Below are 13,589 nucleotides of genomic sequence, written 5' to 3'. Positions count from 1 at the left end.
CGGACTTACCTTCGAGACCAGCAACGGAACCATTTGGGGCACACCGACCGAACTGTGGACGCAAACGGCCTACACGGTCTGGGCCAACAACACCGGTGGGTCCGCCGTCGCCTACCTCAACATCACGGTCAACGATCAAATGCCAACGCTTTCGTATTCTCCTGCCAACCTCACGCTCTACAAGAACACCGCCAGCAGTGATTTGCCGTTGAACGCCACGCTGACCGGTCCTGGAGAGATCACTTCGTGGACCATCGCACCCGGTTTGCCGAACGGTTTGACCTTTGAGACAAGCAACGGAACGATATGGGGCATTCCAACACAGCGTATGACCACCACACAGTTCACGGTCTGGGCCAACAACAGCGGTGGGTCCGCCGTCGCTTACCTCAACATCACGGTGCTCCACGAAGCACCGATGTTCAGCTATTCATCCTACAACTTGACGCTGGTCAACAACACGGCCATGACTGCAATGGGTGCGACGATTACGGGTGGCGACGTCACATCGTGGGAAGTTGAACCGGCTTGGCCAACAGGTCTCTATTTAGGGTCCTTATATGGAACAATTTGGGGAACGCCAACCGTGGTTCAGAACATGACCATGTACCAAATTTGGGCCAACAACTCCGGTGGTTCTCATTCGGTCTTCATCAACATCACGATTTATGACCCAGTCGTTGATTTGCAGTACAACCCTGAGAACCTGACGCTGATCCGTGATGTCACCATGAGCAACCTCGATCCGATTTACAGCGGTATTGTCGACGACTGGACCATCGTACCCGGCTTGCCGTCTGGACTGGTCTTCACTGACGGTGTGATTTCAGGAACGCCTGACATCAACATGACTCGAACGATGTACACCGTGTGGGCCAACAACTCTGGCGGTTCCTCTTCGCATACCATCAACATCACCATCCTTGAACCGATGGTCACGTTGGATTACAATCCAGAAAACATGACCTTGGTTCGTGGTACTCAGATGGCCGAAATGGTGCCAGCCGTATCTGGCGGTACGGTTGAGTTCTGGGCCATCCACCCTGCTCTGCCGAGCGGACTGCTCTTTGACAACGGTACTGTTTCGGGCACACCAACGGTCAACATGACGGTGACGATGTTCACGGTTTATGCCAACAACACGGGTGGAAACGCTTCACACACGATCAATTTGACCATTCTTGAACCGGCTGGAGACTTGTCCTACACCAATGTCACATTGACGCGTAATATGTCCATGTCACCGTTATCGCCAACATACTCCGGTGGAGCAGTTGAAGTCTGGTCCATCCATCCAACGCTCCCGAACGGCCTTAACTTCAGCAACGGTGTGATTTCAGGAACGCCACTCGTGAACATGACAAATTCCATGTTTACGGTGTATGCGAACAACAGCGGAGGCGTCGCTTCTGCCACGGTCAACATTACGATTCTTGAGCCAGCGGTCTCACTTTCCTACAATCCTGACAACTTGACGCTTGTCCGTGGGACAACCATGACGCCGCTGGAACCAACCGTAACCGGCGGCAATGTCAGTGAGTGGGGCATAATGCCCGACTTACCTTCTGGTCTTGCATTCGCCAATGGAGTATTCTTCGGAACGCCGGACGAGAACATGACGCAGATGCAGTTCACGGTCTATGCCAACACTTCTGGTGGAGTGGCCATAGCGTGGGTCAACATCACCATACTTGAGACAGCAGTTAACCTCTCATACAATCCATACAACGTCACCTTGGTTCGTAATGCTTCAATGACACCACTATCGCCGACTGTGAGCGGTGGTAATGCTGAATCATGGGCCATTGAACCGGCACTCCCTGCCGGTTTGCTGTTTGATAACGGTACGATTTCCGGAACGCCTGAAGTCAACATGACGACCACGATGTTCACCGTATGGGCGAACACGAGCGGAGGGCCTGCCTCAGCGACGATCAACATCACCATCGTGGAGCCCCCGGTGAGTTTTGTTTACGACCCGGCCGAAATAACGCTCACACGCAATGAGACAATGAATGCCACTTCCCCGACCTTGCTCAACGATGCAAAGGCCGACCAGTGGAGTATTTCTCCAGCTCTACCAGCCGGAATGAATTTCTCTAACGGAGTGATTTCTGGAACACCTGAAGTCAACATGACAGCAACACAGTTCACGATTTATGCGAACAACAGCGGCGGATCATCTGCAGCCTTCCTTACCATCACCATCCTGGAACCGGTTGCGACGGTGGTTTACGTTCCGGAGAACATCACGCTGATTCGAGGCGAAGACAACGCCAGCTTCGTTCCAATTCTAGGTGGCGGCATGGTTGAATCATGGTCCATCGCCCCAGCGCTCCCTGAAGGTATGGTCTTCGAAAACGGCTCAATCACTGGAATCCCACTCGTGAACAGTACGAACACAACCTACATCGTCACAGCGACCAACACGGGAGGGAGCGCCATTGCCTACCTCAACCTCACCGTTGTTGAACCGATTGCCGTAATCTCCTTCAACGAAAGTTTCGTCATCACACGAGGTGAAGACGTGCTGAATGCTACCGTCAACAATACGGGTGGAATGGTCGCAGTTTGGGCCATTGAACCAAACCTTCCTCATGGCGTCACCATGATGCATGGAGTTCTCTTTGGTGTTTCAGAAGTGAACATGACGGTCACGACCTATACGCTTTGGGCCAACAACAGCGGTGGCTCTGCAAGTCTTTCCTTTACCCTGGAAGTTCTTGAGCCAAAGGCTGAAGTGGAGTACGCAGAAGACGGCCTCACTCTCATTAACGGAATTTCCCACGGCCTCATCATTCCTGTCATTGAAGGCGGAATGCCCGAAACATGGTCGATTGAACCATCATTGCCTGCAGGTTTGACCTTTGTGAACGGTTACATTATCGGCACACCTACGACCAATCTCAATGAAACGACATTTACCGTCTACGCCAACAACTCCGGTGGTACAGAAACGGCAACGTTCACCCTTACCGTTGAACAACCGGTCTACATCTCACGTTATCCAAAGACCCTGCTTGTCCTTGGAGTGAATCAAACCATGTCCCCAATTTCACCTCTGTTTTACTTTGATGAAGGTCGCATTCCAGCCTGGACGATTGCACCACAATTGCCGGCAGGTCTGTTGTTTGAAAACGGTACAATCTCTGGAACGCCAACCGAAGCATCAAATTACACAAATTACACTATTACAGTCACCGGGCAGATGGTTCCTGTGAACTTGCACCTTTCCATAGAAGTTGTCGGAGCGCCCAATTTGACGATTGAATCGTCACGAAATGAAACGATTGAAGAAGAACTCTTCGTCATCCCTGATTTCGAAGAGGTAGACAATTCGTTCAGCATGTTCTGGATTTGTCCGCCCATTCTTGCGATGATTGCGATTCTCCTCTCTCTCACTCTCAGTCGTTTGCTGGAGCGCGACGAGGAGAACGGACCTGAAGGGGAAGGAAAAGACGAAGAAAGCGAGGGCGACGAGCAAGAAACCGAAGGGTGAAGCCGGTTTTGTTTCAACCTCATCTAACCGAAAGTCATAGAGAAGAGCAACCCCTCGCATGAGACGAGTGGAGCGCCATGTACACGATGGAAGACCTCAAGACAAACCGTGATGCTCAGATCACGGTAGGCAGTATCGTGTTCTTTTTGCTCGCCTTCCCAATTTACTTTGGATTCGCTGCAGGAAATGCCGATGGCTCTCTTAGTGGAAGCGTTGTAGCGGATTACAAGGTCAACGGTGAGTTGACGTATGTTCAGCTTGATTCGGGTACAGAATACGTCGCAGATGGAACGCCTTGGATGGACACCTTCAACACCGACGCGGTTGATAACGCAGACGAGATGAACATCGTTGGTCTTCGAGTGAGTCTTTCCTATGGAGAAGACGAAACTGCGAACGGCCAGGGTCCGTGCCTGGCTCAGAACTGCGGCTGATACCATTACTGGCACAGCCACCCACCTTAACTTCACAGGAACTGGCGACGGACAAAACGGTGGTGCAGACGGAAGTCATGAAGTGACTGCTGAATGGTACAACTCCTCCATGGTCGGTGGAGAAGTCATTGAAGGATTGTCAATGGACGACATCAAAGAACAAATTGATTCCATGGGCGCTGGCCTAGGCGACCATACCGTTGAAATCAGCGTTGCTGCACAAGGCGGGTAATGAACCGTCCACCTGTAGTCGTCGGATGAAGACAACGGTGAAGAAGTGTCTTATGTCGTAGAACTCATTGTTTTTGATTACACCATCGTTCCAGTGATTGAAGTCCAGGCGGCCTGAAGATGACCCACTGGCTGCATTACCACGCTAAGGACGGTGTTGAGGAACGAAGGAGAAAGCATCCTCGGATGCCCTTTGACCGTATTTCTACGAGCAAGCCTCTCCCCTCTGACCTGAAAATTGGAGATACCATTTGGGGATTCACTCGAATCGAAAAAGAATACTACCTCATGGGTTCATTGGTGGTCCAATGGTTTGGAAATGCCGAAGATGTCCCGGAAAATGTAACCTCGGAATCGTTGTTCAATCACAAAAAGTATGCAGCAACGTGTCCTACAACAGAAGCAACTCCTTACAAGAAGGTGTTTATTGATGAAATGCCGTACTGCGAATTGCCGTCCTACAAAGGCGGAAGCACCATCGGCGATATCAGAGCAACCACCGAGCTCATCGGTTTCTTCGTGAAAGTGGATGAGGCATCAGTAGAAGAACAATTCATTGGGCGGCATTAAGCGTTCAAGAGTTTCTTGATGTCAATGATGGATGAGACGCGCTCGTCAGCCATCGCTTTCATCTTGGTCAGTTGCTCTTCAGTTGTTGCTTCCATCCGCATTACCAAGACTGCCTCGGTGTTTGATTTGCGAGCAAGGTACCATCCGACATAGTTTCCGTCATCGTCGTTGAACCGCACGCGAACCCCGTCAACGGTGGAGCATTCGTGGTCGTCATAAGCCGAAGTGATCGCAGCAACGACTTCGAGTTTGTCCTCTTCTGCACAGGGAACTTTGACTTCACCAGTGGTTGGTAGGGACGGTGCGAGGCGCTCCAATTCAGACGAGAAGGACGGGCCTCCATCGCTTGGTGCTGGACGTCGTGACCAGAGTTCAATCAAGCGTGCAGCATTGTACAGCGAGCAATCAAAGCCGTACCATCCACGGTCAGCAAGGAAAATGTGGCCGCTCATTTCAGCAGCCATCTTTGCTTCGGGCATGCTTGCGAGAACTCGCTTCATGAACGAATGTCCCGTACGAGCCATCACGGGCCGTCCACCGGCCTCCAAGATGGCTTGTTCTACATTCATGGAGCATTTGACGTCGTAGATGATGCGTCGGTGCTCATCGTCGGTTGGGTCAGCCCGTTCTTCAACGCCTTCAAGCAAGTCTTCCGCCAGGAGCGCAATCAGTCGGTCGGGATAGATGAAACGCCCTTCTTCGTCAACCGCACCGATACGGTCTCCGTCACCGTCCGCACCCATTCCAAATTCGCAACCGTTGTCAACGACAGCCTTGCCGAGGTCAACCATGTTCTTTGGACGGGTTGGGTCTGCTCCGTGGTTTGGCTCGCTGGCATCCCAATCGCAGAACAAGTCCACATGGTCGCATCCGAGTCGGTCCAACAGTTCGCTCATGGCGGGGCCAGGGACTGCATTTCCGCAGTCAACTGCGACTTTGACCGGTCGCGATAAGGGGCCGGTTGAAGCGATGATTGCGTCCAAGTATGTGTTGATATGCGGCGAGTCAACAATTTCACCTTCGCCTTCACGGAACTCACCTTTGAGGAAGACCTGTTTCAATTCTTGAATTTCCTCACCTGCAAGCGGCAGCGTGCCTCGGCACATTTTGAACCCGTTATGGGTCGGCATCGGCAGGTGACTCGCCGTGACCATCACGCCACCATCAACGTCCAATGTCCAACATGCGTGGTACACACAACCGGTTGAAACAATACCCAAGTCCATGACGGTCACACCGCCTTCAACAAGGCCTCGCATCAGTTCGTTGGTGAGGGCCGGAGAAGAATCGCGTATGTCTCGACCAACGGCAAATGCATTGCATTCCAGGTAAGTCGCCATCGCGCGTCCAAGGCGGTATGCAAAGGCAGGCGTGAGTTCACCGCTACCGTCGCCGTTGGCCAATCCGCGAATGTCGTAGGCTTTGAAACAGGCTTCGGGCCATTCATCCATGTTATGGGGGACAGGTAGAGGGATTTCAAGCCTACGCGAATTATCGTCGCCACCAAGCGATGAACACGAGCGTGACGGTCATGATCACCAGAGCTTCAAACAAGACTCCTGAATACCAACACGCAGCCAAGAAGGCCACCGTGGGTGGGCCAAACATGCGTAACAACGCTGGCCATGTCAGCAAGCCTGGAGGAGGCTTTTCGATGTAAGGTGAGCCCGGCATGTCAATCCTGCTTGACGGCTTGTACCACAATTTCAACCAGCGCGTCTGCCGGTAATGCATCAACAGCAAAGGCTGCACGGGTGGGTTTGATGTCAACGCCTTCGAGCCAAGCACCGTACACTTCGTTCATGGGAGCGTAATAGTCCATGGTCTTGAGAAGAACTTGAACGAAGACGAGGTCGTGTTTTGAGGTACCAGCCTCTGCGAGGAGGGCGTCAATTTTTTCCAGCGTGCCTTTGGTTTGGGAGGTGATGTCGTCACCGGCATCAATGTTGATTTGACCTGAAAGCCATACTTGGTTGCCGACGACCACGGCAGGGGTGTAGGGGGCGTACGTTTTCGTGCCAGGAGGGCTGATGCCGACTTTTGTCATGCATCAATACACTCCGAAGCCGTCCATCAACTTCACCCAAGCAAGCGATGATTTGAGGGGGGACACCGCATCGCAGGTTCATGCGCACCTGTTGGGTTCTCGACCATCCGGCTCACGTGCGCTTGTTGGCGCCGCTGATGCGGGAAGGCGGTACGCCTGACCTCATCGTAGCGTGTGAGCGAGATGAAGTTCGGAGGATGATCGAAACGGGTGACGGCCGTTTGCCTCGCCGTCAAACCCTTTGGGTTCCTCGTCCGGTTGGTGACGGGCGTTACCGCAAAGCGATGTTCCGTGTTCGTAGCGTTCAACGGTTCATCAAAGGGGCAAGTAAGGACGGACAGGGCGAGGTAGAACGGGTTGTAAGCGTTGGAGCGCCCCTTGAATTGCTGGGCCAAAAATCTCGTTTCTGGAGGCGCACCTCGGTCAAAGAACGGTGGTACATTACCGATACAGAAGTCAACCATACGGCGCACAATCTTGCGCTGAAAGGGGCCACGCATGTTGTCGTTCCGACCCACTGGCGCGAAGATTTGGACGGAGGGTTCCTCGCTTCGTTCAAAGGTGAAGTGCACCGAATGGATGGGTTGCACGGCCATGTCCATCTTGCGCCACACCGCCGTCCAACCAAGGTCAGCAATCCGCCAAGGATCATCGTTCGCCGATTGAAAGGCGACGGCATACATGACGGTGATGAAATCGTACCTTTGCCAGCGGATGCTCTGGACGGTGTAGCCACAACACTGGCCGATGAGGATGCCTATCAGGGCTCACCATGGGATTTGGACCGTGAGCTTGCGGGTCATGATGGCGTCATTACCCAATCGGTGACTCTGGCCAGCGAAGCGGCCTTGTTGGGGACACCAACCCTTCTCATTTCCAGTGCCCGTCGAGGTTTCCTTGACCGGCTTGAGAACGAGGGTGCGCCGCTGTTTCGATGGCGGGGTCAAAACGACAAAACGGAGTGGGGCGCGGTCCATGCGCAATTCCTCGCGGGGTTGCATCTCACCGATGCGTTGGAACCCGCTGATTGGCCCGATGCAAAACGTCAGTTAGCGGCCCTTTTCAGTTCATGAACGGGACCCTTTCGTTCTCAAAGATGCTGAACCATTTGACTTATATTCCACCCGCTTGTCGTTTTCTTCGTGACTCGGCGGGGCTCTTTCTTGATTTCCGCTTTATTCTTGTCAATGCTGATGGGCGGTTGCATCGGCAGCACTCAAGAGGATAATGGCCTTGATTTGGTGGTAACCTACGCCTCTACCAACGGAACCGTCGTTGAGTCCTATGAAGAAGGTGAACGCGTATCCATCACTGGAGTTGACCTGACGTTTGATTTCTCCCAAACCTCATCAGATGCGGCGCTAGTACGGTTTGGAGTGAACTTTCTTGATGGAACCCCAGGGACGACGGTTGAAGCCAATGATGGAACCCAAGTCACCGTTGAATTCTTCGAGCACGGTCTGCATGAAATCGCCTTGTTTGCCCTTGATGACGGCGGTCAACAAGCCATTACTACCGTTGTCATTCGGATTGAACTCCAGATGATTTGGACGGAATCAACCACATATGAGCCGTTGTCCATGCCGCTGAATTCACTTCCCAAGAACGGGGGCATGCCCCCTGCGGCAATCATCATTGAATCCCATGTGGAAAATCCGGAACTCATTGAAAACGTCGGCGGAGGGCAAGGCGTTGAGATCACATGGGGCTTGATCGATGATACAAACTCAGCATGTCAACGCCAAGAGGGTTCAGTGGATGAAGGGCAAACTGCTTCGTGGAACACGGTTCACTTCAACACCTATGAAGCCCATGAATTGACCGTTCTTTACGAGGAGGGACAAGACCACGTCAACATTCATCAAACCGTCTTCTTGCAATACGAGGCGCTTGAAACACTGCCCAACGTTTGAGTCAGCAGCAGCCGTCTTCTCGCATTGGTGCACTGATGAAGGTCACTTTGTCGACGTTAGGGGTATTTCTCAGCAGGTCAATGGCTGTACGGAAATTGACGGCTTTCCCCAATGCATGCAAGATGTCAACACAAGTATGGCTGTGGGTGAGGCAACTGTGATTGTAGGAAGTGATTTCGAGGTTGTGAGAATGCCGGATTTCTAGCAATTTTGCTTCAACGCCGTGCTGATAATAAATCACCAGGTGCCCTTCAACGACCTCATCATCCTTCATGTCGCGAAGTTCACCTCTTCGTTGTAATTCTGCATAATAGTTGGCGGCATCACGTAAAAACCGACTCCTGTTTTGATAACCAGAAGCATTCATCAACGAATCAAGATTATCCGCGAATTGATTGTCTGCGCTAAATGAAATAATTTTGCTCATAAGTCAAGGGAAAAGGTCACCCTTCATAATAATTCTCTAATTACTAATTATTAGTTCCTGTTAAATAGATAATAGTTTACGGCGAGGGCATGAACGCACAGTGGAAGCGCGCTATGCTGACGAGCCTGATTTTGATTTTCTCCAGCTTAGCAGGCTGTTTAGGAGATGATGTAGACGCTGATGAATCAGCCAATGAAGATGCATACGGTACCGTAATGGTCTCTACCTATCACGTCGGTGAATTGGTCAAGGCTATTGCTGGCGACGATGTTGTTTTGGAATACATGAGCCAAGACAACATTCCCGTTCACGACTACGAACCATCTGTTTCAGACCTGATCCGTCTTGAGAACTCTGATTTGTTCTTCTATCACGGTCTAGGCCTTGAGCCATGGGTTGAGTCCACGCTTTCTTCTCTAGGTTCCAAAGCACCTACCTCCGTACAAGTTCACACCATGCCCAGTGGAGATACTACCCTCGATTACGAATCAATGCTCAAAACCGACCTGTGTGACCTCATCACCGAGGGCCCATATGAAGACGTGACGCTCGGCGAAGAAGGCTCTGTCCTCCCGGAAATTCATGCAGAACCAACCGCTCAGAACATTTCCTTCCCTGAGGAAATGCACCACGACGAAGACGGCCATGATGACCACGACGAAGACGGCCATGATGACCACGACGAAGACGGCCATGATGACCACGATGAAGACGGACACGATGACCACGACGCCCACGACCATCTTGAAGCAGAAGAAACAGAGAACATGACCGACTGTGCAACAGAAGCAGTCCTTTCAATCTTCCACCTAGAAGAGGGCCAATATGTCCTTGAATTCGAAGAGAGTTCTTTGGAATCGTTCAACATTGCCATACTCAAGATGGGCGGCGGACATGCTGGCCATGACCATGGCGAACACGATGACCACGACGAAGACGGCCACGATGACCACGATGAAGACGGACACGATGACCATGACGGCCACGATGATGACGGCCATGATGACCATGACGGCCACGATGACGAGGTTACCGCAGAAGAAGCCATGGCTATGGCCGATTCCAACAATGATGGAAACCTTTCTTGGGATGAATTCTGGACTATGATGAGCCAGGACGAGGACCATGACGACGACCACGACGGCCATGATGACGGCAACCACACGGACGACGACCATGATGACGGCAACCACACGGACGACGACCATGATGACGGCAACCACACGGACGACGACCACGATGAAGAGATGGAGTTCCAAATGAACTTCTTCATGAACATGTTCAACGAATCAGACCTTGATTCCAACGGACTTCTCAACATGGTGGAACTTAGAGGTTTCATTGAAACAATGGACTCAATGGAAGACGATGATTCCATGGGGGTTGAATACATGATTATGATGTACGACCTAGATGGTGATGGTGAATTGTCATTTGATGAATACAAAACTATGTTTTCAGCGAACGAAGACGGGCACGATGACCACGACGAAGACGGACACGATGACCACGACCAAGACGGCAATGGAATGATGGACGACCTTCTACAACTATTGTTTGATGAAATGGATCTTGATATGAACGGCAATTTGAGCGCTGAAGAACTCGAAAGTATGTTTGAGGATGAAGAAGAACATCATGCGGCATACGCTTCCCTTCACGTTCGTGCTGAAGGTGAATACGGATTCGCACTTCCTCACGGAGTTACCATGCACATTCTAGCAAACGGCGGTCATGATGACCACGGCCATAACGATCAACATGGTTCGATGGTTTGCTATAACATAAACACTCACACCGTTGACAACATGCTTACCACAGAAGCTACTTGTGAAGATGCTGGCTTGATGTGGGCTAACCCTGATAACTTCGTGCAACCCGGAACCGGCGATGACCACGATGAGGACGGCCACGACGAAGAAGGCCACGATGAGGACGGCCACGACGAAGACAACCACGACGAAGAATCCTTGAATTTCGACCCGCACAGCTGGCTTGACCCTGCTGCATTCAACGCTCAAACCACTGTAGTCATGGATGCTCTCATCGCTGCTTTCCCAGATGGTGAAGATGCTTTCAAGACCAATGGTGCTGCGTTTTCGGCTAAGTTGGTCACCCTAGATACAGCCTACGATGCTGCATTTGGGACCGGTGGACTCTGCATGACGGGCGGACATGAGAAGAAGGTAAGTGCAAATCACAATGCCTATTCCTACCTCTCGGTTCGATACGACATCCAATTTGTGACCGTTCACGGCCTTGACCCTGAAGGCGAGCCTTCTCCTCAAGACATTGCGAAAGTAGTAGAATTCATCAAGGAAGATGGCATTACTGTTCTTTTCGTTGAAGAGTATACTGACCCAACATCCGTTAAGAGTATTGTCGATGAGACCGGTGTGTCTATTGAAACACTCTATACCATGGAATTGTCTCCAAGCGATCCAAGCGATGATTACATGTCAATGATGGAGAGTAACCTCGCAAACTTGATCTCAGGAATGGGATGCTGAGTACTCCGTTTCTAGCAAGAGATGAATATAACTCGAGGGTTATTCCAGCATAAAGGTGAGATGATGCATTCAGTTGACATTATACCGGTTTTTTTCGTAGGGGCGATATTCTTCGGCCTTTGCGGAAGATTAGTTGTTGGATACATCAAGGCGCGAAGTGTTTGATTCTTGGTGTTCTATTCATATAACATGCTATCCGGCAATTAGATGGTCGTGGATTCTCATGAAGCCTTTGGTCGTTGGAACTCTATCTGAGGATGAAGTCATCCTTGATGTCAAAGATTTATCCGTCAAACGCTCTGGAAACCTGATTCTTAAAAACATCAATTTCAGCATCAAGCGAGGAGAATTTGTCGGTCTTGTTGGCCCGAACGGAAGCGGAAAATCAACGCTCCTTCTCACGCTGCTTGGAGTGCTTAAATCCCATCAGGGATCGGTGACCGTCTACGGGCATCAACCCCTTTCAAGCCGGCTCATTGGGAAGATTGGCTGGGTTGCTCAGGCTGCTGCGAATTTACCGAAAGACATTCGGATCACCGTTCGTGAATTGGTACGGTTGGGTACCATTAACGGGAAAAACATGTTCCGTTTTGCAGATGGTGGTCGTCGAAAGTGCGTGGATAAGGCCATCAAAATGGTCGGTCTTGAAGACGTCGCAAACAGAGACATTGCCCGTCTATCGGGAGGTCAGCGTCAACGTGCAATCATCGCCCGAGCACTGGCTTCAGAATCTGAGTTTATCCTGTTGGACGAACCCCTTGTCGGTATTGACCGCGAATCACGAAATTCGTTGTTGAAATTGCTTGACCAACTCTGCCATGATGAAGGGAAAACCATCTTGATGGTTTCTCACGATCTCACAGCCATTCGGCAAACCGCCCATCGGATGATGTTCCTTGAGCAAACCATCCGTTTCGATGGAAAAAGCGATGAGTTTCCGGATTTGGTCAAACTTGCAGACCTGCGAGGCATTGGGGCCGTGCACGATCATACCGAACATGCCGACCATCACCACCATCCTAAGGAGGAAGAATGATGGGTCTTGGTGTTCTTCTCCTTGACGTATTGGGTCCACTCATGGAAGCGGTTTCCACATTCCTCCCTGGTGACTACTTCCCGTATTACTTCAGTGCGCCTTACCTTCAACGCCCTCTTCTCGCTGCAATTATGGTCACTGTGGTTGCAGGTATTCTCGGTTGCTACCTCTTGATTCAACATCTTGCTCTTATGGGAGATGGACTTGCACACGTAGCATTTGGAGGTGTTGCAGTTGGTATCGTCTTAGGCGCTACCTCGCCGCTGTCGTATGCACTTGTATTCAGCGTCACTGCTGCCGTTCTTATTCATGAAATGCAGTCGAGAGAAATGCTGACTGGTGATGCTTCAATTGCTATTTTCCTAACAGGAATGTTGGCTCTGGGGCTTGTGATTCTACGGCTCGGAGGCGGAGCTCTTACTACCGATATTGAATCGTTTCTGTTCGGAAATCTAAACTTGATTGACGAGGCGAGTCTCGATTTAATCGTTCTAATATGTCTCGGTTCGCTGGTTGTTCTCGGATTCATTCGTCAAGGATTACTCGCTTGCGCAGTTGATCCCGTTGCAGCTCGTGTCCAAGGACTTCCCGTTCGAAACATCGGTTTGCTGTTTAGCGTCACTACAGCCGCAGTCGTGGTCGTGATGGTCCAAGTTGTCGGAACCTTGCTGGTGACTGCCCTGCTGGTTACCCCTGCAGCAACCGGTCAACTGCTCGGACGAAGTTTCCGACAATGCATGTTATGGACTCAGGCGTTCGGATTTTGCTCTGTCATCTTGGGCCTGTACTTGTCGGCTGAGTACGATACGGGAAGCGGTTCAATGATCGCGTTGGTTGCAGCAGTTCTCTTCGCTATTGTGGCGGTCGGTCAAGTGGTCATCAGGTCGTTTATTCAGTCGGATGAAAATCTGAACTGAAGCGG

Annotated in this window: 13 protein-coding genes; 9 read left to right on the top strand and 4 right to left on the bottom strand. The window is 51.2% G+C overall.

Annotated features, from left to right (window positions below; translation table 11 throughout):
- Positions 1 to 139: 139 nt before the first annotated feature.
- The 4 genes from AAA857_RS02615 (at position 140) to AAA857_RS02600 (ending at position 4,734) form a co-directional block, all read left to right on the top strand.
- Complete coding sequence (locus tag AAA857_RS02615; RefSeq protein ID WP_338172810.1) at positions 140 to 3,499, top strand: putative Ig domain-containing protein; 3,360 nt, start codon at positions 140 to 142, stop codon at positions 3,497 to 3,499.
- 77 nt (positions 3,500 to 3,576) lie between these two features.
- Positions 3,577 to 3,933 (top strand): hypothetical protein, encoded by a 357-nt coding sequence (locus AAA857_RS02610; RefSeq protein ID WP_338172808.1) that lies wholly within the window; start codon positions 3,577 to 3,579, stop codon positions 3,931 to 3,933.
- The gene (locus AAA857_RS02605; protein WP_338172805.1) at positions 3,875 to 4,165 is read left to right on the top strand and encodes a hypothetical protein; all 291 of its coding nucleotides are present in this window, start codon (positions 3,875 to 3,877) and stop codon (positions 4,163 to 4,165) included. The genes AAA857_RS02610 and AAA857_RS02605 overlap by 59 nt, the downstream gene beginning before the upstream one ends.
- Positions 4,166 to 4,284: 119 nt before the next feature.
- Positions 4,285 to 4,734: a hypothetical protein gene (locus AAA857_RS02600; RefSeq protein ID WP_338172802.1), complete on the top strand. Its 450-nt coding sequence runs from the start codon at positions 4,285 to 4,287 to the stop codon at positions 4,732 to 4,734.
- Here AAA857_RS02600 and AAA857_RS02595 read toward each other — a convergent pair.
- From AAA857_RS02595 to AAA857_RS02585, 3 genes are read right to left on the bottom strand one after another with little or no spacing between them, the layout of a single operon-like run.
- Positions 4,731 to 6,185 (bottom strand): phosphomannomutase/phosphoglucomutase, encoded by a 1,455-nt coding sequence (locus AAA857_RS02595; RefSeq protein WP_338172799.1) that lies wholly within the window; start codon positions 6,183 to 6,185, stop codon positions 4,731 to 4,733. The two genes, AAA857_RS02600 and AAA857_RS02595, sit on opposite strands and share 4 nt — an antisense overlap.
- 40 nt (positions 6,186 to 6,225) lie before the next feature.
- Complete coding sequence (locus tag AAA857_RS02590; protein WP_338172796.1) at positions 6,226 to 6,408, bottom strand: hypothetical protein; 183 nt, start codon at positions 6,406 to 6,408, stop codon at positions 6,226 to 6,228.
- A 1-nt stretch (position 6,409) separates the two neighbouring features.
- Positions 6,410 to 6,781 (bottom strand): RidA family protein, encoded by a 372-nt coding sequence (locus AAA857_RS02585; protein ID WP_338172794.1) that lies wholly within the window; start codon positions 6,779 to 6,781, stop codon positions 6,410 to 6,412.
- A gap of 80 nt (positions 6,782 to 6,861) precedes the next feature.
- On the opposite strand from AAA857_RS02585, the gene AAA857_RS02580 reads away from it, so the two are divergent.
- The gene (locus tag AAA857_RS02580; RefSeq protein ID WP_338172791.1) at positions 6,862 to 7,854 is read left to right on the top strand and encodes a hypothetical protein; all 993 of its coding nucleotides are present in this window, start codon (positions 6,862 to 6,864) and stop codon (positions 7,852 to 7,854) included.
- Positions 7,855 to 7,974: 120 nt separating this feature from the next.
- The gene (locus AAA857_RS02575) at positions 7,975 to 8,694 is read left to right on the top strand and encodes a hypothetical protein (RefSeq protein ID WP_338172790.1); all 720 of its coding nucleotides are present in this window, start codon (positions 7,975 to 7,977) and stop codon (positions 8,692 to 8,694) included.
- Position 8,695: 1 nt separating this feature from the next.
- On the opposite strand, the gene AAA857_RS02570 is transcribed toward AAA857_RS02575, so the two are convergent.
- A complete protein-coding gene (locus AAA857_RS02570) occupies positions 8,696 to 9,121 on the bottom strand; it encodes a hypothetical protein (protein WP_338172787.1) in 426 nt (141 codons plus the stop codon).
- 89 nt (positions 9,122 to 9,210) lie between these two features.
- Between AAA857_RS02570 and AAA857_RS02565 the strand changes: the two genes are divergently transcribed.
- The 3 genes from AAA857_RS02565 to AAA857_RS02555 all read left to right on the top strand — a co-directional run bounded on the left by AAA857_RS02565 (position 9,211) and on the right by AAA857_RS02555 (position 13,584).
- Complete coding sequence (locus tag AAA857_RS02565) at positions 9,211 to 11,631, top strand: zinc ABC transporter substrate-binding protein (RefSeq protein WP_338172784.1); 2,421 nt, start codon at positions 9,211 to 9,213, stop codon at positions 11,629 to 11,631.
- Positions 11,632 to 11,854: 223 nt separating this feature from the next.
- Positions 11,855 to 12,667 (top strand): metal ABC transporter ATP-binding protein, encoded by an 813-nt coding sequence (locus AAA857_RS02560; RefSeq protein ID WP_338172781.1) that lies wholly within the window; start codon positions 11,855 to 11,857, stop codon positions 12,665 to 12,667.
- Positions 12,664 to 13,584, top strand: a complete 921-nt coding sequence (locus tag AAA857_RS02555; RefSeq protein ID WP_338172779.1) for a metal ABC transporter permease — start codon at positions 12,664 to 12,666, stop codon at positions 13,582 to 13,584. The genes AAA857_RS02560 and AAA857_RS02555 overlap by 4 nt, the downstream gene beginning before the upstream one ends.
- The last annotated feature ends 5 nt before the right edge of the window (positions 13,585 to 13,589 follow it).

Source organism: Candidatus Poseidonia alphae, assembly GCF_943787815.1.
GTDB classification, from domain to species: Archaea; Thermoplasmatota; Poseidoniia; order Poseidoniales; family Poseidoniaceae; genus Poseidonia; species Poseidonia alphae.
The sequence above is the reverse complement of the archived record's forward strand: the minus strand, read 5'-3'. Positions and strand labels throughout refer to the sequence as shown.